The sequence below is a fragment of the Streptomyces sennicomposti genome (genome assembly GCF_019890635.1).
Taxonomy (GTDB): domain Bacteria; phylum Actinomycetota; class Actinomycetes; order Streptomycetales; family Streptomycetaceae; genus Streptomyces; species Streptomyces sennicomposti.
Genome location: NZ_JAIOAB010000049.1, coordinates 32,780 through 55,161, shown reverse-complemented (window position 1 = coordinate 55,161; position 22,382 = coordinate 32,780). Strand labels below are relative to the sequence as shown.

Annotated in this window: 29 protein-coding genes; 19 read left to right on the top strand and 10 right to left on the bottom strand. The window is 71.9% G+C overall.

What is annotated here, in order from left to right:
* Positions 1-42: 42 nt before the first annotated feature.
* The 3 genes from K7787_RS23755 (at position 43) to K7787_RS23745 (ending at position 2,316) form a co-directional block, all read left to right on the top strand.
* A complete protein-coding gene (locus tag K7787_RS23755; protein WP_223002872.1) occupies positions 43-462 on the top strand; it encodes a hypothetical protein in 420 nt (139 codons plus the stop codon).
* Between the two features lie 130 nt (positions 463-592).
* On the top strand, positions 593-1,249 hold the full coding sequence (locus K7787_RS23750) for a ParA family protein (protein ID WP_223002871.1): 657 nt from the start codon (positions 593-595) through the stop codon (positions 1,247-1,249).
* An 11-nt stretch (positions 1,250-1,260) separates the two neighbouring features.
* Positions 1,261-2,316, top strand: coding sequence for a hypothetical protein (locus K7787_RS23745; protein ID WP_223002870.1), 1,056 nt, complete (start codon positions 1,261-1,263; stop codon positions 2,314-2,316).
* 76 nt (positions 2,317-2,392) lie between these two features.
* Here the strand turns inward: K7787_RS23745 and K7787_RS23740 are convergent, their stop codons facing one another.
* The 4 genes from K7787_RS23740 to K7787_RS23725 all read right to left on the bottom strand — a co-directional run bounded on the left by K7787_RS23740 (position 2,393) and on the right by K7787_RS23725 (position 7,961).
* A complete protein-coding gene (locus K7787_RS23740) occupies positions 2,393-3,079 on the bottom strand; it encodes a hypothetical protein (RefSeq protein ID WP_247721215.1) in 687 nt (228 codons plus the stop codon).
* Positions 3,080-3,087: 8 nt separating this feature from the next.
* A complete protein-coding gene (locus K7787_RS23735; protein ID WP_308036454.1) occupies positions 3,088-5,445 on the bottom strand; it encodes a type IV secretory system conjugative DNA transfer family protein in 2,358 nt (785 codons plus the stop codon).
* Positions 5,446-5,706: 261 nt separating this feature from the next.
* Positions 5,707-7,641 carry a hypothetical protein gene (locus tag K7787_RS23730; RefSeq protein WP_223002867.1) on the bottom strand — a complete coding sequence of 645 codons (1,935 nt, stop codon included), beginning with the start codon at positions 7,639-7,641 and terminating at the stop codon, positions 5,707-5,709.
* Positions 7,638-7,961, bottom strand: coding sequence for a chromosome segregation ATPase (locus K7787_RS23725; RefSeq protein WP_223002866.1), 324 nt, complete (start codon positions 7,959-7,961; stop codon positions 7,638-7,640). Before K7787_RS23725 ends, K7787_RS23730 begins: the two co-directional genes overlap by 4 nt.
* A gap of 348 nt (positions 7,962-8,309) precedes the next feature.
* On the opposite strand from K7787_RS23725, the gene K7787_RS23720 reads away from it, so the two are divergent.
* The 16 genes from K7787_RS23720 (at position 8,310) to K7787_RS23645 (ending at position 17,317) form a co-directional block, all read left to right on the top strand.
* Entirely contained in the window at positions 8,310-8,639 is a 330-nt protein-coding gene (locus tag K7787_RS23720; protein WP_308036452.1) for a hypothetical protein, read from the top strand.
* Between the two features lie 5 nt (positions 8,640-8,644).
* Entirely contained in the window at positions 8,645-8,806 is a 162-nt protein-coding gene (locus K7787_RS23715) for a hypothetical protein (RefSeq protein WP_223002865.1), read from the top strand.
* 89 nt (positions 8,807-8,895) lie between these two features.
* The gene (locus K7787_RS23710; protein WP_223002864.1) at positions 8,896-9,183 is read left to right on the top strand and encodes a hypothetical protein; all 288 of its coding nucleotides are present in this window, start codon (positions 8,896-8,898) and stop codon (positions 9,181-9,183) included.
* Complete coding sequence (locus tag K7787_RS23705; RefSeq protein WP_223002863.1) at positions 9,180-9,464, top strand: hypothetical protein; 285 nt, start codon at positions 9,180-9,182, stop codon at positions 9,462-9,464. Before K7787_RS23710 ends, K7787_RS23705 begins: the two co-directional genes overlap by 4 nt.
* Complete coding sequence (locus K7787_RS23700; RefSeq protein WP_223002862.1) at positions 9,461-9,904, top strand: ASCH domain-containing protein; 444 nt, start codon at positions 9,461-9,463, stop codon at positions 9,902-9,904. The genes K7787_RS23705 and K7787_RS23700 overlap by 4 nt, the downstream gene beginning before the upstream one ends.
* On the top strand, positions 9,901-11,097 hold the full coding sequence (locus K7787_RS23695) for a DNA cytosine methyltransferase (protein WP_223002861.1): 1,197 nt from the start codon (positions 9,901-9,903) through the stop codon (positions 11,095-11,097). The genes K7787_RS23700 and K7787_RS23695 overlap by 4 nt, the downstream gene beginning before the upstream one ends.
* A complete protein-coding gene (locus K7787_RS23690; protein WP_223002860.1) occupies positions 11,094-11,513 on the top strand; it encodes a DUF4326 domain-containing protein in 420 nt (139 codons plus the stop codon). Before K7787_RS23695 ends, K7787_RS23690 begins: the two co-directional genes overlap by 4 nt.
* Positions 11,510-12,064, top strand: coding sequence for a DUF1643 domain-containing protein (locus tag K7787_RS23685; RefSeq protein WP_223002859.1), 555 nt, complete (start codon positions 11,510-11,512; stop codon positions 12,062-12,064). The genes K7787_RS23690 and K7787_RS23685 overlap by 4 nt, the downstream gene beginning before the upstream one ends.
* Positions 12,061-13,149, top strand: coding sequence for a DnaB-like helicase N-terminal domain-containing protein (locus K7787_RS23680; RefSeq protein ID WP_308036451.1), 1,089 nt, complete (start codon positions 12,061-12,063; stop codon positions 13,147-13,149). The genes K7787_RS23685 and K7787_RS23680 overlap by 4 nt, the downstream gene beginning before the upstream one ends.
* 4 nt (positions 13,150-13,153) lie before the next feature.
* On the top strand, positions 13,154-13,915 hold the full coding sequence (locus K7787_RS23675) for a hypothetical protein (RefSeq protein ID WP_223002858.1): 762 nt from the start codon (positions 13,154-13,156) through the stop codon (positions 13,913-13,915).
* Entirely contained in the window at positions 13,912-14,310 is a 399-nt protein-coding gene (locus tag K7787_RS23670) for a hypothetical protein (RefSeq protein ID WP_223002857.1), read from the top strand. Before K7787_RS23675 ends, K7787_RS23670 begins: the two co-directional genes overlap by 4 nt.
* A 31-nt stretch (positions 14,311-14,341) precedes the next feature.
* On the top strand, positions 14,342-14,722 hold the full coding sequence (locus tag K7787_RS23665; RefSeq protein WP_223002856.1) for a hypothetical protein: 381 nt from the start codon (positions 14,342-14,344) through the stop codon (positions 14,720-14,722).
* Entirely contained in the window at positions 14,719-15,225 is a 507-nt protein-coding gene (locus tag K7787_RS23660) for a hypothetical protein (protein WP_223002855.1), read from the top strand. Before K7787_RS23665 ends, K7787_RS23660 begins: the two co-directional genes overlap by 4 nt.
* A gap of 85 nt (positions 15,226-15,310) precedes the next feature.
* Positions 15,311-16,696, top strand: coding sequence for a hypothetical protein (locus K7787_RS23655; RefSeq protein ID WP_223002854.1), 1,386 nt, complete (start codon positions 15,311-15,313; stop codon positions 16,694-16,696).
* 22 nt (positions 16,697-16,718) lie between these two features.
* Positions 16,719-17,009 (top strand): hypothetical protein, encoded by a 291-nt coding sequence (locus K7787_RS23650; RefSeq protein WP_223002853.1) that lies wholly within the window; start codon positions 16,719-16,721, stop codon positions 17,007-17,009.
* Positions 17,010-17,113: 104 nt separating this feature from the next.
* A complete protein-coding gene (locus tag K7787_RS23645) occupies positions 17,114-17,317 on the top strand; it encodes a hypothetical protein (RefSeq protein WP_223002852.1) in 204 nt (67 codons plus the stop codon).
* 39 nt (positions 17,318-17,356) lie between these two features.
* Here K7787_RS23645 and K7787_RS23640 read toward each other — a convergent pair whose 3' ends face one another.
* The 6 genes from K7787_RS23640 to K7787_RS23615 all read right to left on the bottom strand — a co-directional run bounded on the left by K7787_RS23640 (position 17,357) and on the right by K7787_RS23615 (position 22,265).
* Positions 17,357-17,629, bottom strand: a complete 273-nt coding sequence (locus K7787_RS23640) for a hypothetical protein (protein ID WP_223002851.1) — start codon at positions 17,627-17,629, stop codon at positions 17,357-17,359.
* Positions 17,629-19,245 carry a 3'-5' exonuclease gene (locus tag K7787_RS32310; RefSeq protein ID WP_223002850.1) on the bottom strand — a complete coding sequence of 539 codons (1,617 nt, stop codon included), beginning with the start codon at positions 19,243-19,245 and terminating at the stop codon, positions 17,629-17,631. Before K7787_RS32310 ends, K7787_RS23640 begins: the two co-directional genes overlap by 1 nt.
* A gap of 153 nt (positions 19,246-19,398) precedes the next feature.
* Positions 19,399-19,956, bottom strand: a complete 558-nt coding sequence (locus tag K7787_RS23630) for a hypothetical protein (protein ID WP_223002849.1) — start codon at positions 19,954-19,956, stop codon at positions 19,399-19,401.
* Between the two features lie 222 nt (positions 19,957-20,178).
* Positions 20,179-21,078, bottom strand: coding sequence for a hypothetical protein (locus K7787_RS23625; protein WP_308036450.1), 900 nt, complete (start codon positions 21,076-21,078; stop codon positions 20,179-20,181).
* Between the two features lie 114 nt (positions 21,079-21,192).
* Entirely contained in the window at positions 21,193-21,435 is a 243-nt protein-coding gene (locus K7787_RS23620) for a hypothetical protein (RefSeq protein WP_247721214.1), read from the bottom strand.
* Positions 21,436-21,554: 119 nt separating this feature from the next.
* Entirely contained in the window at positions 21,555-22,265 is a 711-nt protein-coding gene (locus K7787_RS23615) for a hypothetical protein (RefSeq protein ID WP_223002846.1), read from the bottom strand.
* Between the last annotated feature and the right edge of the window lie 117 nt (positions 22,266-22,382).

Below are 22,382 nucleotides of genomic sequence, written 5' to 3'. Positions count from 1 at the left end.
TACTGCCTGCCCGCTGTCCGTGCCGCCCGCTACCGTGCCTGTATGGCTGACTACCCGATGTGGAACGGGCCGGGCGCCACGCCGCCGGCCGGAGCAACCGCGGCGCAGCAGACCGCCCCGCCGCCAGACGCGCCCGCGGAGCCGCTGGTCGGCCGGCGCACGCTGGCCGAGGTCACCGCGCTGCTCGACAACATCGAGCACGCCGTGCGGACGGGTTACCAGCTGGAGGAGTTCCACGAGGGCGTACGGGCGACCTACCGGTGGGCCGTCGGCCAGGGCCGCAGCCCGATCTCAGACCGCGCCGCCGGCATCCCCGACGCCCGGCAGCTGCGCGCCGAGGACGACGAGGCCGAGACCGCGATGCGCGGGCCGCGCCGCCGGTACGCCAACGGTGTGCAGCACGCCGCGATGTGGCTGCGCGGCGCCACTCAGGACCAGCCCTGGGCGGTGTGGGAGACCTGACTGGCCCGCACGCGTCCGGACGAGCCCGCCCCCGGCCGGGGGCGGGTTCTTGCGTATCAAGCGGGTCTTATGGGGGCGGAAGAGGGCGTCCGTGATGTGTTGATCTCGGCTGTGCCAATAGGCTCCGGCCATGCTCATCGCGAACATGTCGCCCCGCACGACGGGCAAGACCACCGACACCGGGTGGCTGTCGCACGCCCTGCTGGAGGACGAGGAAGGCTACGAGGTCGTCGGGTACGACGCCGACCACAGCAAGCAATTCTGGAGCTGGAGCCAGCCGGAGAAGGGGAACTTCGCTTTCCCCGTGCACTTGCAGGCTGACGCCAAGTTCCACACGAAGGTCGTGCCGCCGACGGGGAAGACCATCGCGATGGTGGACTGCGGACACACCGAGAACCACATCTTCATCGCGGACTCCATTCTCCGTGTCGCCGACCTGGTGATCCTGCACATGTCGCCGACCGCTGCCGACTGGGAGCGCATCTGTGAGCCGGAGACCGCCAAGTCGTTCAAGGACATCCTGGCGAGCAGTGCCCCGCTGAGGGCCACCGGCAAGAGGCCCGAGACGTGGGTGCTGCTCAACCGCACCGTGGCGAACGCGTCGTCGACTGGCTACTACCGCGAGGAGATGGCCAAGGAGGGATACGAGGTGTTCACCACGGTCATCCCGCGCAGTGAGCGCTTCGGCGACTCCATGGGAGCCCCGGTGGAGGGGGCAGCCAAGACCGCGTTCGGTGCGCTGGTGACGGAGATGAAGAAGCGCGGGCTGCTGCCCGTTGGCGACTAGGAGGTCAGCCGGTGAGCCCCACCCGGCAGGAGATTCGAGCACAGCGCAGCGCCGCGGCCGAGGCCCGGCGGAAGGCCGAGGCGCAGGAGACAGATCGAGAAGGCGGGACGGAGAGGGCCGCGCCCGCCGTCCCTGCGCCGGCCGGAGAGGTCGACCCGTCGCCGACGAGCACCGCACCGGAGCCGTACCGGCCCCAGCCGTTCACGCCGGACCTGATCCCCGAGCCCGTCGAGGTCGAGGTCGACACCGAGGGTGACTTGACGCCCCAGGAGGTCGACGACCTGGGGCACTGCGAAGCCGCGTTCGCCAACGGCAACCGGGCCGAGTGGATGAAGTGGAAGGCCGCGCACGCCGTCCGCTCCCGGCGCCTGTACCGCCGGGACGGGCGGACGTGGCCGGACTACTGCGAGGACCGGTTCGGGGAGTCTGAATCGGAGGTCAACCGGCGCATTCAGCAGTGGCCCCTGCTCAAGGCCATCACCGAGCAGCAGGACCGGCCCCGAGCCATCCCCGACTCCCACGTCCACCGGCTGCTGCCGATGGTCGAGCAGCACGGCCAGGAGTTGACCGCCCGCGCATACGTGGCGCTGCGGGGGTGGGCCGCCGAACGCCGCCACCGGGTCACGGCCGACGTGGTCGACGGCCTGGTCGAGCTGGCGCGGGCCGCCGAGCCGCCGGCGCTGACGACCTCGAAAACCTTCCAGCAGGCCATCGAGGCGAAGCCGAAGCCCAAACCGGCGCGGTCCAGGAAGAAGGAAGCGGCCCCGGCGGACGTCGAGACCGCCGCCCAGGAGCAGAGCGGTCCCGTGACCGGAGGTCACCCAAATTTGGGTGACTCGACCGGCGAGGCCCCGGCCGGCGACGGCGACGAGTCGGTGGTCGATGCCGAGATCGTGGACGATCCGCCCCCGCACCAGGCGATCCAGACCCGTGACCTGCTGCAGGGGCTGCTGGCCGAGATCGAGGCGGGCGCCCTGCACGACGCGCCCACCGAGACGTTGAAGGACATCAGCACCGCGGCCCTGTCCATCGCGTACGCGGCCGACGAGGTCCTCAAGGACCGGTAGGGCGAGACCCGGGCAACGCGGAGGGGGAGTCACCCAAATTTGGGTGACTCCCCCTCCGCGTGGTGGCTGCTGCGGCTCAGTCAGCTTCCTTCTCCGGCGCCGGGCGCCGGGCGATGTCCTTCTCCACCGCCGCCAGGAAGCCCGGTTCGGCGAAGTCCTCTTCGGTGAACGGCGGCGCCGGCGGGTTCGGGTTGGCCTCCGTGGGCACGATCGGCACCGGCACCGGGTGCTTGGGGTTCTTGAGGTCGTCACGGGGCATCCCGCACTTCTTCAGTTCCTCCCGCAGCACCTTCTCGACGTGCGGCCACCACCTCGCGTGCCACTCCGAGACCCGGGTGGGCGGCGCCCCCTTCGCGTACGACCAGTACCAGTTCGCGCACAGGGAGGTCAGCTCGATACGCAGCCGCGGGTGCTTGTACCAGCAGGGCTTCCACACCTCTTGGGCGTAGAACGGCCACAGCTTGTTCTGGCACCACTCCGTGAGCCAGTCCCACAGGACCCGGGCCTGCTCCTGGTCGAGGTCGTCCATCCAGTTCGGCGTGGTGCCGGGCCAGTCGGGTGCTTCCTCTTCCTCCGGGTCCGCCTGGATCTGCCGGATGGCCTCGACGACGGCCGCCAGCGTCTCCTTGAGCTGTCCCACCTTCGTGTCGAGCCCGTCGAGTGCCTCGCTGAGTTTCTGGTCCTCCAGCTCAGTGACGCGGGTGCGTACGGCCGACAGGTCACCCGTCAGCCGCAGCAGCATCTCCATCGGGTCGAGCTTCATCTCCGCCATCACAGGCCGCCCAGGTCGTCGTCAACGTCCTCGAACCCGGCGTACGGGTCCTCACTGGCCGCCGAGTCGTCGGTGCCGGTCTTGCGCAGCGGCACCGACGCCGGCGCGGTCCCGGGCTGCTCCTGTGGCTCCGGCTGCGGCGGCACCTGCTCCAGGTGCCGGGTCGGGGCGAAGCTCGGCTGCTCCGGGATCACCGGCGGGTGCTCCGGCATCGGGGGCACCGGCGGGACGACCTCGCCGCGCACGACCTGCAAGTGGTCACGCGGGCCGGGCAGCGGGCCGGAAGCCCAGCCACTGGCCGCCGGGTCCGCCGTCCACGGGCTGGTGTCACCGGCCGCGGCCGACGGCGCCCACGGGCTGGCAGGCTCCGGCGGTGCCCACAGGTCCGCCGGGTCCTCGACCAGCGGAGCCGCGACGGGCGCCGTGTACGCGGGCACCGTGGCGTCCTTGCGCTTGCGCGCCTTGAGCTGCGCCTTTGCGTCCCGCTTCTCCTGCTTCTCCACGGCCTTGACGTCCTTGCGGTCCCACACCGCCACGTAGCGGACGACGACCGGGCCGCCGATGTTGCGGCGCAGCACCAGGATCTCGCCCGGCTCCAGGTTCATGATGTCCGCCGGGGTCATGGTGTCGACCTCAACCCAGGTGTACGAGGAGGACTGGCGCATGGTGCCGTCCGGGCCCGGGGAGTTCGAGTGCGACTCCCGCTTCTCCTTGTGCCGGCCGCACAGCTCTGACAGGCCCTTGAGGTCCTCTTCGTCGGCCAGGCCGCCGAGCACGAGCTTGACCATGTTGGTCCAGATCGTCTTCGCCGCCTCCCGGCCGTAGCGCTCCCGCATCTGCGAGCGCGACTGGAACACCGCGTGGATGGCGATACCCAGGCCGCGGCTGTCCGAGGTCCACTTCTCCAGCGGCACCGAGCAGATCAGCGCCGCTTCGTCGAGGATCAGCGACCAGGGCGCGTCCAGCCGCCCGCCGCGCTGCAGCGGCGCCAGCTCCCGGGCCGCTTCGTAGATCTCACCCGTGAGGCAGCTGAACAGCGGGCCGATGCCGCCCCGGCCGGTGTCCCGGCCCAGCAGGTACAGGGTGTCCTGCGACTGCAGGTAGCCGCGGATGTCGAAGAGGCCGTCGCCCTTGTGCGCGTTCTCGATCACCTTCTGGATCTGCGGGGTGTCGAGGAACATGAACGTCTTGGACAGCGTCCCGAAGACGTTCTCGCCCGTGGTCGGCTTGCCCTCGACCTTCTGCACTTGGAGCAGGTCGTCGCGCCAGCCGCGCGGGGCGACCGGCCGGGACGGGTTGTAGGGGTCGGGGTGCTCGTACTTCGCCAGGATGTCGATGGCTTCGTGGTTGCGGAAGCTCTTGGACCAGCGGGCCACGTCCAGCAGGGTCAGGTCCTCCGCGTCGGCCGCCCACAAGAACGCCTTGAGCACCGAGTAGCTGGCCGTCTCCCAGAAGTTGCGGTTCTCCACGCCACGGGTGGCGTCGGAGCCGTCGAGCAGGTAGTTGGCGCGGCGCATCGCCCGCTCGACGCCGTGCTCCGGGTCCGAGCAGCCGATCACCGGGTCCCAGGCCACGTTTGAGTCCCGGCCGCCGATGGCCTGCGGGTTCCAGATCAGGATGCGGCCGACCCGGGCACGGAGCTTCTCCGTCAGATCGACGATGTCCACCTTCACCGACGTCGCCAGGACCGCGCCGGGTGCGTCGATGATCCAGTTGGCCAGCTTCGCCGTCTTGCCCGCGCCGGGCGGGGCGACCATCACGGAGCTGTCCTCGATCGCCATGTACAGGTGCAGGCCCGTCTTGCGGTCCTTGCCCAGGTAGGTGCCGACCGCGTTGGTGTCCACCTTCCGCGCCGGCACCTTCGCCAGGCTGGGGCGCAGCACGTTGCGCTTCTTGACCAGCTGGCGGGCGCCGAGCGCCTTGTTCAGCTTGCTCTTGGGGGCGAAACCGTCGGTCTCGCGGGTGAAGTCGAAATCGCCCCTGAGCTTCATGTAACCGGCGCCGACCAGGCCGACCGCCATAGCCGTCACCAGCAGCGGCTGCGCATCGAACAGGGTGCCACCGGCGTCGACCAGGCCCCCGAAGATGGTGCCGAGCATCCCGCCGGGGTCGGTGTCCTGCGTCGTCGTCTCGGTAGCGAGCAGGGTGGCGGGGACGGTCAGGGCCGTCAGCCGCACCGTGGGGCGGTGAAAGACCGGACGCGGGGTGAACAGCACGTTCTTGAGCGTGTCGCCCTCAATGGGCTTCCAGCCCTCTTCCGTCTTCCCGGCCGCCAGGACGGCGGTGACCTCGGCCTCGGCGGGGGCGGACTGGTTGGTCGAGTCGATCAGGACGCTGGCCTTACTGTTGTCGTTCACGAAGGTCTCCTTCGTCGGTGCCCCGGTGGTGCAGTAGCCGCCAAGCTCTTCATGCACCACCGGGGCCACTCCTGTCTGTATACGTCGCTGCACTGACAAGTACGGCATGGATTTCACCGATCGTTGCGGTCCTGTCGCGCACTGGTGCGCGGCTTCCCGTCTGGCGGGAGGACCTGGGCAGATTGCCCGCCAGACCGGACAGCTGGGTCTGGCTCATCCTGGGAAATCGGGCCTGTGGACAGAGTCCGCCGACTCCCCCGCTCACTCGTCGTCGTCTTCGTCGTCGCGCTGCCCCGGCAGGCCGGGCTGGTTCTCCCGGGCAATCGCCCGCAGGTGCCGGCGGATCGAGTCCGCCTTCACCGGGACGTGCGGCTCGATCAGGACCGCCTGCTCCCGCTGGGACAGCTCCCGCTGCTCCGGGGTCAGCTTCTCCAGGGCCGTGCGGATCTGGTCGCGGGTCGCCTTCTGGTCTTCGTCGACCGTGGCCTGCACCCGGGCACCGCCCGGAACCCGCGCCGGCACTGCCTGCTGCACCTTCTCCAGCGCGGTCAGCTGGCCCTGCAGGCGCACCAGCTCCCGCCGGGCTTCCTCCGTCTCGTTGCGTGCTTCTTCGGCTTCCTTGAGCGCATTGGTGGCCTCCGTCTCGAACCGCGCCCGCTCCGCCTGCAGGGTCTCCAGCCGGATAGTCAGCGCCTGCTGCTCCCCTTCGAGGCGCAGCGCCTTCTCGCTGGCTTCCTGGGCCTGCTTCTGCACCTGCTCGTAGGCGGTGGCGAGCCTGCCGCGCTCTTCCTGCAGCCCGATCATCTGGCCCTTGAGCGCGTCCAGTTCCTCAGCCGTCTTCTGGTAGAGCTGGGCCGCCGTGGCGTCGCTGGACTCCAGCCGCGTCCGCTCCTCCCGCAGGGCCTTGAGGCGCTTCTCCTCCGCCTCCCGTTCGGCCGCCGCCTTCTGCTGGGACTCCTCCGCCTGCTTGCGGGTCTCCTCCAGCACCTTCTCCACGGCCGCCAACTTCTCCGCGGCTTCTGCGACCGCCTTTTCGGCGTCGAGCCGGACCTTCTCCGCCTCCGCCGCCTTCTGGTCGGCTTCCTGGGCCCGCTTGCGGGACTTCACGAAGTCGGCGTTCGCCGCGATGTTCAGCTCTTCCAGCAGCTCCATGGCGGTGCTGTCGGGTCCGTAGTCCAGCAATGCGACGTCGTCGGCGCGGGTCAGCCAGGCCATCCGCTGCATGAGCTGCAGGCCCTGCTCCGGGTCCTGAGTGTCCGCCAGCTCCAGCGCAGTCTGTGCCTTGGGCCGGATCTTCTTCTCCAGCGCCCGGTTCAGCGCGTCGAGGCGCTTCTGCTCCTCCGAGACCTTGCCCCGGCCGCGCACCACAACGGTGCCGCCGACGGCCGCCTCCAGGTGCTCCTTCTCCTTGAGCGCCTTGCGCAGTTCGTACGAGGCGTCCGCAGCGTCCCGGGCGCGGGCCCGGCGGACCATCTCGTCGGCCCGGTCGTTCACGTCCAGGCCGGCCACGCGAAAGCACCACGCCCACAGCCGCCGCCAGAGCAGTGCAGCAAGCCGGAACGGGCCGGGCTTGGTGCCCTGCTGCTGCGGCTTCTCTTCCGCTTCCTTGCCAGCCAGGGCCCGGCGCAGGTCCAGCTCGATGACCCAGGCCGCGCCGATCGGCATGAGCGCCATGAAGGGCGCCGCGATGGCGTTGGGGGCGTGCGCGATGTTGGCGATGGCGGAGGCCGCGACGAAGCCCCAGGCCGTGGCCTGCAGCAGCCGCAGCTGCGGAGTCCAGCCCTTGTTCGGGTCCGCCGACTTGTACATCAGCGCGAACAGCCGCAGTTCCAGCACATCGAACATCGACACGAAGCCGATGGCGAAGAACATGGGCAGGTCGAGCGTTCCGGTGGCGAAGCCCCACAGGCCGTACAGGCTGACCGCGATGCCGCCGAGGAGGGGCTTAGGGTCCATCCGCAGCGGTTCCGCCGGCGCGGGCTGGCCCTGCTCCTTCGCCAGCGCGAGGACCTCGCGGCGGTGCTGCTCCCGCTCCGTCTTGCGGCGGCTGAGCCGGGACAGGGTCAGGAAGCCGACAACCAGCACCGTGATGAGCACGGCACCGCCGATGACGGCCAGCGCCCAGGCAGGGGTGCCGTTGACGAGCCGTTCGGCCGCTCCCCGCCAGTCGATGGGTTTGGTGGCTGCTGAGGTCACTGGCCCTCCCCCGGGTCCCCTTCGGTGCCGCCGGCCAGCAGCTCACGCTCCCGCTCCAGCAGCTGCTCGAACCGTTCGAGCATGTTCGTGCGCAGGTCGTCCTCCGTGTCACCGACCAGCAGCTCCGGGTGCCGGATCACCAGGTCAACGGCCACGCGGATCACGGTGTTCTCAGTGAGCCGCTCTGTCTTCTGCGACCGGGCCAGCATCAGCTCCCGCGCGATGGTGGACAGCTCGCTGTGCTGGTCCTCGCGCAGCGGCACCCACTTGGGCCGCTCTTCGGACTGCACGGCCTTGCGCTTCGCCGAGTTGCCCGCCATTTGTGGTCCCCCTTGGGGTCGTGGAGTCATGGACTCCAAGAGGTTATGGGTCCGGGCGCCCGGCACCGTACGCCGTACCGGTGCTCGCTCGCGGACCGCGGGGGCGAATCCCATCCGCTACTCCCTTCAATCGGTGTCGAGATCAACCTAATCGCAAAACTCCAAGAGTTCAAGGGTCTTGAAGTTCAAAGGTCTGGGGGTTATGTTGGTCCTGCAAGCACGAGAGAGGGCCAGGGCTTGCAGGCCCTGACCCTCTCTCTGGCCGGCGGTTGCAGCCGCCGGCCGACCCCGGACAGGCGCGTCGAACGCCTCCCGGGTTTGGGACACCCCTGACTTGGAGGGATCTCCGTGATTCAGTCTCTCAGCCTCATCCCCGGTTTCACCGTCCAGGTGGACGACCTCCCCGCCCTGCGCCTGTCGCCCGAGGGCATCCGCGCCCTGCCGGTCGTCGCCGGGCCCCGCCTCGCCGTCGCAGGCCGCATCGGGCCGAAGTGCCGCGACTGCCGCGACTTCGAGCGCGTCGTCACCCGCAACGGCGTCGTCACCTGCGACAACCCCGTGCACGCCGAGACCAAGCCTCAGCTGCCCCTGCGCCCGACCCCGCACGAGCGGGACGGCCGGCAGGACTCCCCGCAGCCCGCGCGCCCGCACGGCCGCACCGCGCTGCTGGTCGGCTGACCGCAGTGGCCGCCGTCATCCAGGACCCCGCCGCCAGCGCGTACCTGCGCAGCGCCGAGGAGGCCCGCCAGGCCGCCGAGCGCGCTGCCGCCCAGGTCGCCGCCATGAAGGCCGCCGCCGAGAGCCCGGCCCCGGCCCCCGCGACGTCCACCCCGGCCAGCCGCTGACCCGCCCCGCTCGCTCCGCCCCGGGCCCGGCTCCGGTCAGGCCCGGGGCGGGCAGCGCCCCCTCTCTTCTCTCCTTCTTGGAGGCTGCTGTGCGTTCCACCTCGCGCGTCACCACGACGCTCGCCACGTTCCTGTTCGTCTCCCAGGCCCCCGTCGCCGCGTTCGCCACGAACCCGGCTCGGACCCGCGAGCTGATCCACGAGGCCGCCGACCGGCTGGGCCCCGAGGGCGCCGCGCTCGCGGTCGCCGAGGTCGCCTACGACTACGGCAAGCACCCCGAGGACGCCGCCGCCCGCATGACGGCCTGCCTGCGAGCGGTCGAGGCCGCCGACTTCCAGAGCTTCGTCCCCGGCCCGCGGCTGGCGGTGACCCGATGAAGGCCGCCGAGAACTTCACCGCCGAGCGGATCACCGCCCTGGTTGCCATCCTCGCGGGCACGCTGGGAGCCCTGCTCGCCGTCCATGTCGGCGCGGGCATCGGCAACACCATCGGCGCCGCGTTCCTGACGTACGTGGCCACGATCGTGGTCGTCGCCATCAAGGTGCCGCTGCAACTGGGCAAGGTCGTCACCGCGAGCGGCCGAGGAACGATGATCGCGGTCGTTGTCACGGCCATCGTGCTCTTCGGCATCGCCAGGGCGTTCCGGGGGCTGGCATGATCCGCGCGCTGACCGTCCGCCAGCCCTGGGCCAGCGCCATCGCCCACGCTGACAAGCGGGTGGAAAACCGCACCTGGACGACCCCGCACCGGGGTGCCGTCCTCATCCACAGCGCGGCGAAGCCTGACCCCACCGCCAACCGGCACGCGCCCATGAGCGCCATCGTGCGCGGGCTGCAGCTCGACCTGGGCGCCGTCATTGCGGTCGCCCGGATCGTCGACTGCCACCCGGACGACGGGGCGTGCACCGCGTGGTCCATGCCCGGCCACCACCACTGGCAGCTCGACCAGGTCACCGCCCTGCCGCTGCCGGTGCCCGCCACCGGCGCGCTGCAGCTGTGGACGCCGCCGGAGCAGGTGCTGGAGACCGTGCGCCTGCAGCTGGACGACGCCACGGCCGCCGCCCTCGCCACCGACGCCGAGTGGGAGGGCGCGCGATGAGCACGGCCAACCACCTGTTCACCGGGGGCGGGGGCGACCTCGCCGGGTTCCGCGCCGCCGGGTTCCGCGCGCGGTCCGCGTTCAACCACGCCCCGCCGGCCGTCGCCACCGTCCGGCTGAACTTCCCCGGCGTGCGCGCCGAGTGCGAGAACGTCCACACCCTCGACATGCGGCGCCTGCCCTACGCCCGGGTCCTGGTCGGCTCCCCGATCTGCAAGGAGGCCGCGCCGGCGGGCGGGAACAGTGCCCCGCAGGTGGCCACGCTGGACGACGCGGTCGAGGAGGCCGACGACGTCGTGGAGCAGGACGACCTCACGGCCCGGCCCGTCAGTTGGTCGCAGACGAGGGCCACCGCGTGGGACCTGGTCCGCGCCGACGAGTGCGGCCAGTACGACGTCATCGCCGGGGAGAACGTCCCCGGGTTCGCCACCCGCTGGAACCTGTTCGACGACTGGCTGCGGATCTTCGACAAACTGGGCAAGTTCCCGACGCTGGTGTCCTTCGACGCCGCACACCTGGACGGCGAGGACTTCACCGCGGCGCCGCAGCACCGCCACCGCATCGCGTTCGTCCTCACCCGCAAGGGCCTGCCCCGCCCGGACCTGCGGCCCCGGCCCCGGGCCGTGTGCGGGCACTGCGGCGACGTCCGGGCGATCCAGCAGTGGGCCCGCCCCCGGATGCGGAAGACCGCCACGTACGGCGAGGGCTACCGCTACATCTGCCCGAACCGGCGCTGCGGGCACCGCGAGGTCGTCCCCCTGACCCGGCCGATCGGCGACGTCCTCGACCTGTCCGCGCCCACCCGCCGCTTCGGCGACGGCAAGCCGGGCAAGAAGTTCCGCCCGTACGCCGCCACCACCCGCGCCAAGGTCGAGCTGGGGCTGCGCCGGTACGAGGGCAAGCCGTTCCTGGTCATCCTGCGCAACCACAGCACCGTGCAGAGCCTCGACGAGGCCGCGCCCGCGTTCACCGCCGAGGGCAACCACCACATGTACGTGGAACCCGCCGGCACGACGCTCGACGACTGCCGGGTGCGGATGTTCACCAACCGGGAGAAGGCCCGCGGCCAGGGCTTCCCCGACTCCCACCAGTTCGCCGGGACCAGCACCGAGGTCAACCGGCAGATCGGCAACGCCTTCCCGCCGCCGTCCGCCCGTTGGCTGGCCGAGCGGGTCCGGGAGGTGCTGGCATGAGCGCCGCCAAGCGGTTCGACCCCGAGATGAACGGCGGGCTGCAGCTGGGCTTCGACCTCTTCGAAGAAGAGCACCAGAAGCAGGCCGCCCCCGGGCCCACCACGGTGGTGTGCCTCAAGGGCCGCCGCGACGACCCCGAGATCCAGGGCGTCGTCTACGTCGGCCGCCCGATGTACCAGGGCGGGTGGCGCCTCGCCGGCCACCTGCTCGCCAATCCGTACGTGGTCGGCAAGCACGGCACCGCCGAGGACGTCGTCGCCAAGTACCGCCTGTGGCTCGACCAGCACCGCGACCTGGTCGAGCGCGAACTTCCCCGGCTCAAGGGCCAGCGGCTGGGCTGCTGGTGCCCCGAGGGCGAGCCGTGCCACGCACGCGTGCTCGCCGAGCTGGCCGACGCGGCGGAGGTGACGCCGTGACGCTGCCCGAGCAGATCCAGGCATGGGCCACCAGCCGGGGCCTGACCCATCAGCAGAGCACCGCCGGCACCGCCGTGTTCAGCCCCAACCTGGTCCACCGCTACGCCCTGACCCGCACCTGGGCACCCGGCCCGCACCGCGTGTACGTCCTGCTCAACCCGTCTATGGCCACCGCCGACCAGGACGACCCCACAGTCCGGCGACTGGTCGGCTTCGCCCAGCGCGACGGGCACGGCGGGCTGGTGCTGGCCAACCTGTTCGCCGTCCGGTCCACCGATCCCGGCGTCCTCGCCACCGGGCTGCTCGACACCATCGGCGCCCACAACGACGCGCTGCTGCAGCTGCTCGCCGAGGCCGCCCGCGACCTCACCGTCGGCTGGGGAGCGTGGGGCAGGCTCCCGCGCGCCGCCACCGTCGAAAGGGCCCTCACCGCCCACGGCGCGCGGCTGTGGGCCCTGGGCACCACCAAGGCCGGTCACCCGCGCCACCCGCTGTACCTCCCGGCGGTCGCACCCCTGCACCCGTACGAGCCGGGCGGAGTGGCCCGGTGAAGAAGCTGACGCTCAAGGCCGAGGAAGCACTGCTCGGGGCGATGCTGCACCGCCCCGAGGCGCTGCCCTCAATGCGCTGGATACCGCCGGGAACCTTCTCCCGCCCGGACTACGCCGCCCTGTGGCAGACGCTGCACTCGATCGACTTCTCCAAGGTCGCCCCGACCGAGATCCCGGCCGCCGTCACCGCGGCCGTGGCGAAGATCGAGGAGCCGGGCATCCGGCAGACCCTCACCCCGTCCCGCCTGTCCGTCCTCGCCAACGCCAGCGTCTGCCCGAACCCCAAGACCGCCCCGCTGTACGGCGGGATGGTGCTGGAGGCCGCGATCCACCGGGCCGTCGAGCATGCCGGCGAGACGTTGCGGGACACCGCCCGGCAGGCCGAGGTCGACCAGGCGCTCAAGGCGCTGGAGCAGGCCGACCGGACCGGGCAGCGCCTCGCCCAGCTGGACGCCGCCTGGAAGACCGCGCCGGAGACCGTGCGCAGCCTGCTCGACACCGCGCCCGAGCAGGAGGTCACCCCGGTGCCCCGCACCGGGCGGGCCCGGGTCGACATTCAGGCTGAGGGCGAGACCGTCGCCTCCCTGCTCTACGAGCCCCGCCAGCTGCGCGAGGTCACCGGCTGGCTGGAGGACCGGGACTTCTCCCACCCTCAGCTGGCCGCCGTGTACCAGGCGATGCGCACGCTCGACGAGCGGCACGCCCCCATCGACCCACTGACAGTCGCGTGGGAGGCCCAGCGCCACCCGGGGCCGCAGCCCAGCGACCAGGTCCTCGCCGAGCTGCAGGAGGCCGGGATGAGCGGCACCGCCGCCTACACCGCCGAGCAGGTCCTGCACACCGCCGCCCTCGACCGGCTCGACGCGGCCGGTCACGACCTGCGCAACTACGCCCGCCACCCGGCCCTGCCGGTCTCCGCCCTGGTCGACCACGCCGGGCAGGCCTTGGAGCCCGTCGCCGCCGACCGCCAGCGCATCCAGCACGCCGAGCGCGAGCCGGAGTTGGCCAGCGACAAGGAGCCCGCCCCATCGGCTCCCGCCCGCACCCCCGACGCCCCCGCCCACGAGCACGAGATGGAGATGTGACCCCATGAACGAGCCCACCCTCTTCGACCCGACCGCCTACCTGATCAGCCGCGAGCAGCAGATCACCGCCCCCTACCTGCCCAGCGTCGAGCCCCTACCGCCGGTGAAGTCGGCCGGCCGCGCCCTGTGGGAGCACTTCGGCCGCCTCGCGCCGGGACTGGTCACCACCGCGGCGACCGCGCTGGCGTGGGGCTGGCACGAGCAGCTGCCCGACGGCTCGACCCAGCCGCTGTGGATCAGCGGAGGGCTGGCCGCCCTCGCCGCCGCGGCGGGCACCGTCTCGGCCGCCAAGCCCAACGGCGAGGCCGAGACCACTCGGTTCGCGTTCGCCGCCGGCGGGACCCTCGCCCTGCTGGGCGTGGCCGCATGGACGCCGGACTCCGCACTGCGGGCCCTGCTGTGGCTGGTCGGTACCGCAGCCGTATACGCCGTGTGCGCCCCGCTGTGGCGCGGCGACCGCCGCCTGGAGCGCGAGCAGCGCCACGAGCGCGTCATGGCGGAGACCGAGGGCCGCACCCAGGTGGCCGTCGCCATGATCGAGGGCCAGACCCGCGTTGCCGAGAAGATGTGGGAGCACCGCACCGAGGTGGCCCGGGTCGAGGCCATCAGCAAGACCGTCGAGGCCCTGGTCGCTGCGAGCGACGCCCGCGAGACCCGCGCCGTCGCCCCGGGCGACGAGCTGAACGTCTCCGCGCTGCTCAAGGCCGCCGGGCACAAGGCCCCGGTTGAGCTGTCCGCCGCCGAGCGCGAAGAACGCCAGCGGTGAAGCCCACGGCCGCCGTCGGGCGACTGATCAGGCAATGGCGCGGTCACACCGTGGAGGTCTCCCCGAAGGGACTGTCCATCGACGGCCGCACGGTCGACCCCGCGCCGCTGACCGAGCGCGACGCCGTGAAGCCCGCCGACGACCCGCGCACCCACCCCGCCCTCCAGTTCCTCGACGGCGGCTCCCTGGTCTACCGGGGCCACGTCCAGGCCGAGGTCCACCCCGGCCAGGAGGTGACCGTGCACGGCCCCGAGGGCGCCGAGTGGCCGCCCGAGCCCACCCGTGAGCCCGAGACCGCACGCCAGCCCGAGCGGCACCTGCGACTCGTACGCGACGAGCCCGCCGCCGGCCCCGCGCCGCCGGAGGTCGACGACGACCTCGACATCGACTTCTGAGACCCCGGCACCGAGAAGAAGGGACCCGACCGTGAGCGACACCCAGACCGAGGACCAGGACGTCCGCGAGCACCAGGAGGAGATCGCCGGGTTACTCCCGGCCCTCGCCCAGCTCGACCGGACCGCCACCGAGTTGCAGGAGAAGACCGCGGCCGGCCAGGAGGTCACCGCCGCCGACATCAGCGCCTACCAGCAGCAGGCCGCCCACGCCCGGCACCTGGTCGACGCCGCCGGCGTGGACCACCACGAGGTCGCCGAGGCGGAGAAGGAACACCGCGGCGACGGCGACAAGGGGTTTGCCGAGCGGGCCATGGACCACGCCACCCACCCCCGCAGCTTCGAGCCGACCCCGCCTCCGGCCGACAACGGCCAGGACCGCGACCGCGACGACGACGAGGAGATCGACCTGTGAACGGCGAGAAGCACAACGGCGAGCAGCACAACGGCGCCGAGGACCCGTGGGCACCCGTCACGGTGACCGCCGACCAGCCCGCGCCGCATGACCAGCAGGCCGCCTACCAGCGCCAGCTGACGGCCGCCGGGTACGGCGAGGAGCAGCGCGTCCGGTACATCGAGGAGTCGGGCGAAGACCCGGAGTACGCCGCGTGCGTGTGGGACGAGCAGATCGTCGCGGGCGCGGAGGCCGCCGGGATCATCCCGGAGAACCCGAGGTCGCTCTCCCCGGCCGAGGAGGCGACGCACGCGGCCCGCGACGCTGCGATCAGTGAGTTCTGGACCCAGCACCCCGAGTACGACGTGTTCAGCAACTCCCCGGAGAACCAGGCGCTCTTCCGCCAGGCCATGGAGCACGGCGACCAGAAGGCGCGGGAGGCCCTGGGCGAGAGGGTGGCCGAGCACCTGCTGAGCAGGCCGCAGGAGCCCGAGCGCGCGGACGACGAGGAGATCGACCTGTAGCACCCAGAGGGCCCCCTCAGCCCGCACGGAAAACCCCGGTGGAAAGTGTCCGCCGGGGTTTTCCGCGTGTGAGTACGGTGCTGATATGCAGATCAACGGGGTGGAGCAGCAGCGGGGACACGTACTTCTCATCGCCGGGGACGCGGCCGTGCGCCGCCGCACCGTCCAGATCGAGCCCAGCGCCAACTTGGCCGCCCTGTCGATCGTCCCGGTGCCTGTCCTACTCGGCAGCGACGTCCCCAGCGACACTACCTATCTGGACGGGGTGCGCGACCAGAACGCCCTGCTGACCCGGCTGCGCACCGCAGCCGCCACCCCCGGGCCGTTGCTGGTCTATCTCTCCGGTCGCCTCACCGTCGACCGGCGCGGCCACCAGCTCTACCTCGCGCTGGCCGGCACGACCACGTCCACCGCCCGGTACACGGCCCTGCCGTGGGAGTGGCTGGGCACCGAACTGCGCCACCGCCCGCGCGGCCTGACCACCGTGCTGCTCGACGCTGCCGCCGACAAGCGCTCTTGGCCCCTGCTGCAGGAGTACGGCTCCCTGCCCGCCCCCAACTCCGTCGAGGTGTACGGCACGGTCGTCCCGCCCGAGTTCACCGGGCCCGGCAACAGCCACGTCAGCACCTACACCCGGGCCTGGATCGAGCAGCTGCGCCGCAACCCCCAGCGGCCCACCAACGCGCGGCTGCACGCGCTGACCGTGGGCGCCGCGGCGCTCCCGCCCGGGGCCCTCACCGTGCCCACCGCCCCCGAGATCGCCGCCCCGGGGATCGCCACTCGATACGCCGCGCAGCAGGCCGCCCAGGAGCGCGACGCCCGGCCGCCCCAGACCAGCGTGCAGCGCATCCTCGACGGGGACATGGACTTCATCCGCGAGCTGCGCGAGCGCGCCGCTCCGGCCCGACCCCCGGCCCCGCAGCAGCAGCCGACGGCACCGGCCGCGCTACCGGTGGAGTCGCTCCAGTTCCCGCCGCCGACTGCCCCGGCTCCGCAGGCACCCCCGCAGCCGGTCGTCCAGCAGGCGCCCGCGCCTGCCCAGCAGGACCCCCGCCCGTACATCTACGCCCTCGCCCAGCAACGGAAGTTCACCGAGGCCGCGCACCTCGCCCAGGCATGGGAGACCCACACGCTGCAGACGTACGGCATCGACTCCCCCCAGGCCACACAGTGGGTAGAGATCCGAGCCGACCTCGCCAAACAGCAGGGCAACTTCCTGCTGGCCACCCAGCTGTGGATCAGCGCCGGACGGACCCGCCTCGCGCACCAGTCGCCGGACGCCCCCGAGGTCCTCAACACCGCCAAGAGCGCCCACTACTGCTGGACGCAGATCAGCGAACCGCGGCAGGCCCGCGAGTGCGGACCCGAGCTGATCCGCCTGCTGCGCGCCCTGCCGTCCCTCGACCGCCGGCACCTGTCGGTGGCGCAGCAGCGCCTGGAGTTCCTGCACAACGTGCCCAGCGGAAGCTGACCGCAGTGGAAGGGGGAAGCACATGGACGAGGAGACGCCGGACGAGCCTCCGTGGGCCGGGGCGTGGGAGGAGATGACCGTCCCCGTGCCGGTGGCCGCGTCCCTGCTCTGCCTGAGCCCGCACACCGTGGGCCAGCTCATCGAGGGCGGGCACCTGGTCGCCGAACAACAGGGGAACTACCGCTTCGTCACCCTGACCAGCCTGTTCGCCTACCGGCGCCGCCACTGGACTCCGGAGCGCGCCGCCCGGTACAACGCCGCGCTGGACGACGCTACGGCGCTGGATCAGGCCGCCGAGCACCTCGCCGGGTGACCTGCCCTGGCCTGCACTGTCACAACGCTCTTATAGAAACGGGCCCTCGACTGAGGGCCCTTCCCATTCAACCCGCCCGCGGCTTGTCCGTACGATCAGCGCTCATGAGCACCGCACGTCGGCCGCTGGGCCACGGCCCGCAGCCCCAGACCCCCGCCGCTCCCCCCTCCGCAGGTGAGCCCACCCGCCGGGTCCATGCCACCGAGGCCGACTTCGACAGCACCCCGCTCTACCGGCCGGGCGGGCTGGAGCACCTCGCCCACCTGCGCGAGCGCGGCGTGCTCGGTCCTGTCCCACCCCCCGCCTGAGCTGGGCAGGTTCCACTTTTCCGACCGCCGACGAGGCGCTCAGCGCGAAAGCCGGCGCCCGCGACCGGCAGGCAGCGCCCGCCGCCGCACCGGCTGCTCCTGGTCGTCGCGCTCGACGGTGACCTCGACCTGGTCGGCGACGTCGGCCAGGACCTCGATGTAGATGCGGCACCCGCTGCCGCGCCGGTTCGGGACCGGGGCGGAGACATCGCCCACCCGGGTCTCCGGACAGGCCCGCAGCGCCCGCACCACCGCGTCGGCCGTGCGCCGTACGTCGTCCGAGTCCGAGCCCATCAGGCGAATCTGGGGCATCAGGCGCTCACCTTCGCCGTCTCCTTCGGCAGCACCCACGGCGGGGCGCTGGCCATCTGTCGCAGGACGTCCAGCGCGGCCAGGGCATCGCCGCGGGCCCGGTGGCCGCCGCCGAGGGCGGGCCAGTCGCGCAGGCCCTCCCAGGTGGTCAGGGACTCCATCACGCAGTCCCAGTTCGCGCGCCTGCCCAGGTGGGCCGGGGCCAGTTCCCGGCGCCTGCAGTCGCCCTTGATGACCTCACGGTCGTACTCCTCGTTGTAGGCGAGCAGGGTGCGGCCGGCCGTGACCTTCAGCAGATCCGGCAGCACCTGGTCGAAGGTGGGCGCGTCCGCGACCATCTCGTCACTGATGCCGTGCACCACGAACGCGCCGGGGGTGACCGGCACCTCCGGGTTCACCAGCGTGTCCAGGAGCGCCTCGCCGGTCGCGCAGTCCACCACGGCGACCTCCATGACGCTGCCCCACAGGTCGTGGGTCTCCGTGTCGATCAAGACAGCAGCGCCGGGCTGCAGCATCCGCCGGGCCCAGTGGACGACCCGCCCGACCTCGCCGAGCAGCTGCACGGTGTCGGCGTACGGCGCCAGGCCCGCGTCGGCCGCGAGCAGCGCCTGGACATCCTCGACCGTCGGCGTGCCGTCTTCGCGCGGCTCCCAGTCGACGATCCAGCGGTTGGCCAGGTTCGCGTACCGGCACCAGGCGACCAGGCCGTGCTCGGCGCGCAGCCGCTCGACGAACGCGCGCACCGCCTCCGCCCGCTTCGGGGCCTGGGAGGCGTACTTTCGCAGCGGGGAGACCTGCCGGGGCTTGAGCGTGCGGACCTTGGCCCAGTCGACGTCCTCGATCCGCAGTACCGCGTCTAGGTCGGCTGCCCGGTACAGCGGCACCGTCACCGTCTTGCTGTAGCGGCTGTACTGGCCGGTCCACACCGTGCGCGTGATCTGCGAGACGGGGGTCAGCCACCCGGCCTCGACGCAGTAGTCGAACTCCCGGCGCCGGATGCCCATGTGCTCCGCCGCCTCATCCGGGCCGAACAGCCGCGCGCCGGCGACGTCCGGCTCCTCGACCCCGGCCAGCCGCTCGACGCCGTCCAGCGCCCACCGGCCGAACTGCCCAGGCTCCATCCCCGCCTCGCGCGCCCGGTTCTCGAACTCTAGCTCCGTCCACCCGCACCGCCCGGCCGCCGCCTCCCGCGTAACGCTCGCCGCGTACCAGGCCACCCGCTGCTCGACAATCTCGCGCAGCGCCGCGGCGACCTCCGCCGACGGCTCCGCCGCCACCTTCGGGTCGTAGAGGGTGTACCCCTTCCACTCCCCCGTTTCGTCGATGAGACCGCGTGCCGCCAGCGTCTCGACATCCGCCGACCACAGCTCCACCCCCGTTGCATCCTGCAGGAGTTCCGCTGTGCGCTTGGCCCCGTACCCCTGCCGGTCACCGAGCACCTCGCGGATCTCGGCGGACCGCGCGGCGACGTCGTCCGCCTGCTCATCCGACCAGCGGCCCGACTCCAGCGCCGGCCGGGGCACCAGGCCCTTCACCATGCCCCGGTCCACCTGCCAGCGGTACAGCCCCGCATGGTCGGCCAGCTGCACCGGCCCGAACCCCTTCTGCTTCCCCACTGCCTGCCCTCCTAGGTCGAATCCCGCACCGCATGAATTACCGCAGCACCGGAAAGCCTAAACCACAATCAGGGGTTTCCGCATTCGAATGAAGAAACCCGAAAGGGCCGTTAATTCCGCACGCGAGGAGCCGGATTAAAGTAAACGACGTCGTTAAATTTCCCCGGCGGCGCCAGCGCCTGCGACCTGGTCGTCCTGGGGGTCCGGCCAGTGGTCCTCGACCGCTTCCCGGGCGATCCGGCTGGACGGGTACAGCTTCGCCGCGAGGCGGTCGCGCTCTTCCCGGGCCTCTTCGCTCAGGTCCGCCTGGGGGCCGATCAGGTTCTTCTCCTCCAGCTCTTTCAGCACCGGCTCCGAGACGCGCCAGGCCGCCGTTCGCAGCTGCAGCACCACCTTCTCGTCGAGCGTGAACGCACGCTCAGCAGTGCCGTGTTCGCAACCGGACAGGCAGGCCGGCCACCGCCCCGACAGCGACAGCCGGGTACGCTCCGATGCCGTCAGCGGAAGCCACGGCCCCGCCAGGTCCGGCAGCTGCAGCCGTTCCTTGAGGGCCCGTTCCATCAGCACGTCCAGGGCGGGCCAGCGCACCGGCCGCACCTCTGCCGCCTCCATGCGAGCCTGCCGGCGCAACCGCGCCACGGCCCGCTCCCACGGCGGAGTGTCCACCACTTCGGTCAGTTCCGCCGCCCGCTCGTCCACCAGATCGTTCACGAACTGCGTCTCTTCTTTCCGGTGACGCCTTATCTGCGCCCGGAGACGGGCCGCCTGCTGTACCGAGAGCTGCAATGTGATCCTTTTACGTGCCATGAACCCAGTAAACGACGTCGTTTAGAGGAACCGCAAGCGCCTCGCGGCCTCTGATAACAAGCCCTTTGGGGCGCCCCGGCCACCGCACGGCAAAAGACCAGGTCAGGCAGCAACAAGAAGAGAGGACTACGCGGCGGTGCGCTGGCGTTCGGCGTCAACCGCGCGCCGCAGGGCCTCCAGCTTGAGGGGCAGCAACTGGCGCAGCCCGTCGTACCGCAGCCGGCCGACCCGGTAGGAGGTCACGAGGCCGTTCTCCTCCAGTGGCATCCCGGCCGGGCGGATCGTCGTGTGCCCGTCGTCATCGAGGACGCCGTCGTGGTTCATCCAGAGCGACACCCACAGCCGCGAGGTGCCGTGGGCCCGCTGCACCATGTCCTTGCGCACGTCCAGCCAGCGCTCCAGCGCGGCCCGGGTCAGCGCCGAGGTCTCGACCCACTCCCCCTCGACCGTGCCGCCGCCCTGGGGGCGCCGCTCGACGTACACCGCGGCGTTGCCCTCGCCCAGGTCCGTGGTGCGCAGCTCGACCAGCTCCCCGCTGCGCGCCGCGGTGTCCAGCTCCAGCGCGAGTACGGCCGTCAGCCGGGTCTGCGCCGGCGACATGGGCCCGGCGAGGTACTGGTCGAGCTGGCGGGCCAGCGCGGAGAGGGTGGCCGCCTCCGGTGTGGGCTGCAGCGGGATCTCCCCGCCGCCCAGGCGCAGTGCGGGCAGGCCCAGCGCCTCGCGCAGCAGGTCGATGCACTTGCGGCGGATCTCGTTGGTCGCCGCCGACGTGGGCGGGAGACCGCCGGCGACCCGGCGGTGCCGCAGCGCCCCGGACTCCGCGAGCCGTACATACGGGCCGAGAGCCTCTTCCTCCAGGAGCCGCCGCAGGCTGCGCCGGGCGCCGACCGGCAGCGCGCCCCGCTCCAGCGCCCGCTCCAGCTCCCCGCGGACCATACCCAGCTGACGCCGACGGGCCGCGCCGGCGCCCAGGCCGTCGAGGAGCTGGTCGAGCGCGCACACCGAGGGGAACATCGACGTCTGCACGCCGCGATTGTCGCGCACCGGGCCCGGCCGGACCCGGGGGACGGCCGAGTTTCTGGACTTTCTGGACCCCTCTTTTTTATCGCGCACGCGTACGCGCGCGCAGGGCCCCCGAGGTCACCGCTCGCGGCCGGTGAGCAAAACCAGCCCGCGCACCAGGCCGGTGCGCACGGCCACCAGGGCGAGCAGGCCCAGGCCCATGTCCCAGGGAGAGCCGGAGTCGAAGCCGTCCCCGCCGCAGTCGACGAGGAGGGCCAGGAGCAGCCCGGCCAGCAGCCAGGCGTACAGCTCCAGCCAGGGCCGGGCGGTGAGGTACGAGCCGATCGAGCGGCGGTACAGATGGTCCTTGCGCCAGTTCATGGGGCGGACCGTCACACCCGAAGCGGACACCCCCGCCGGGCCGGGAAGCCCGTGGGGGAGACTGGGGGCACCCGGCGGTGCGCCCGTTTCTGGCCGACGCTGCCACCGCCGGGCACTGGTCAGCGGCTGATCTGCTGCCGCAGGAAGCGCCGTTCCTTGTACCGGCGCACCAGCTGCCACCGCTTCGTGGCGTACGCGAGGTCCTCCCGGCAGGCGTCGAGGAACACACCCTGAGCCGTGACGACCGCCTCAGCCTGCTGCTGGAAGCGCTCGCCGTTCTTCTCGTTCAGCTCCAGGTCGCTGGTCGCGGCGACCAGGTCCTCCGCCGCGGCGATGACCGGCACGGTGCCGCACAGCCGTACGCCGTGCAGCGCGCCCATGAGGTCGCTGGTTATCTCCCACAGCTGGGGCAGCTGGCCCAGCAGCACCTTGTCCGCCGCCCGGCCCGACGCCTCGCGCCGCAGGTGGGCGAACTGGTAGGCGTAGCCGAACGAGCGCGTGGAGGCGTCCAGCAGCCGCCGGTACGCCTGCGCCCGGTCTTCCTTGCTGCCCAACCGGGGCACGCCCGTGGGGCGGTAGTGCCCGATCAGTGCGGAGGTGGCGCTGCCCGTGGCCTTGATGCCGGCAGCGGCGACACCCGACGTCGTGAAGGTCATGCCCGGTTCTATCACCCGGCGGACGCGGCGCCCTCCGGACCGGCGCAGCAGCTGCACCAGGCGCACGCCGTCGATGGCGGCACGCAACAGGTGGTCCAGCACGGTCAGCGGGTCGCCGGCGGGCACGGCGCGGGCCGCCGGGTCGAGCAGGGCGTGGAGCAGGGCGAGGAGCACGGGAGCCTCCGGGATCGGCAGGGATCTTTCGCCCCTTGCCGAGTCCGGGAGGCCGCGCAGACAGCAGCGGCGCCCGATGTAGTCCGAGTGATTCGGGGGCGACTTCCCTTCCAGGAT

Bases quoted from the DNA above. Each gene is read 5' to 3' on its own strand.
- K7787_RS23690 (WP_223002860.1), top strand. From the start codon at position 11,094: ATGAGCGCCGCCAAGCGGTTCGACCCCGAGATGAACGGCGGGCTGCAG.
- K7787_RS23705 (WP_223002863.1), top strand. From the start codon at position 9,180: ATGAAGGCCGCCGAGAACTTCACCGCCGAGCGGATCACCGCCCTGGTT.
- K7787_RS23750 (WP_223002871.1), top strand. From the start codon at position 593: ATGCTCATCGCGAACATGTCGCCCCGCACGACGGGCAAGACCACCGAC.
- K7787_RS23640 (WP_223002851.1), bottom strand. From the start codon at position 17,629: ATGCCCCAGATTCGCCTGATGGGCTCGGACTCGGACGACGTACGGCGC.
- K7787_RS23695 (WP_223002861.1), top strand. From the start codon at position 9,901: ATGAGCACGGCCAACCACCTGTTCACCGGGGGCGGGGGCGACCTCGCC.
- K7787_RS23725 (WP_223002866.1), bottom strand. From the start codon at position 7,961: ATGGCGGGCAACTCGGCGAAGCGCAAGGCCGTGCAGTCCGAAGAGCGG.
- K7787_RS23740 (WP_247721215.1), bottom strand. From the start codon at position 3,079: ATGAAGCTCGACCCGATGGAGATGCTGCTGCGGCTGACGGGTGACCTG.
- K7787_RS23650 (WP_223002853.1), top strand. From the start codon at position 16,719: ATGGACGAGGAGACGCCGGACGAGCCTCCGTGGGCCGGGGCGTGGGAG.
- K7787_RS23645 (WP_223002852.1), top strand. From the start codon at position 17,114: ATGAGCACCGCACGTCGGCCGCTGGGCCACGGCCCGCAGCCCCAGACC.
- K7787_RS23700 (WP_223002862.1), top strand. From the start codon at position 9,461: ATGATCCGCGCGCTGACCGTCCGCCAGCCCTGGGCCAGCGCCATCGCC.
- K7787_RS23620 (WP_247721214.1), bottom strand. From the start codon at position 21,435: ATGAACTGGCGCAAGGACCATCTGTACCGCCGCTCGATCGGCTCGTAC.
- K7787_RS23675 (WP_223002858.1), top strand. From the start codon at position 13,154: ATGAACGAGCCCACCCTCTTCGACCCGACCGCCTACCTGATCAGCCGC.
- K7787_RS23655 (WP_223002854.1), top strand. From the start codon at position 15,311: ATGCAGATCAACGGGGTGGAGCAGCAGCGGGGACACGTACTTCTCATC.
- K7787_RS23755 (WP_223002872.1), top strand. From the start codon at position 43: ATGGCTGACTACCCGATGTGGAACGGGCCGGGCGCCACGCCGCCGGCC.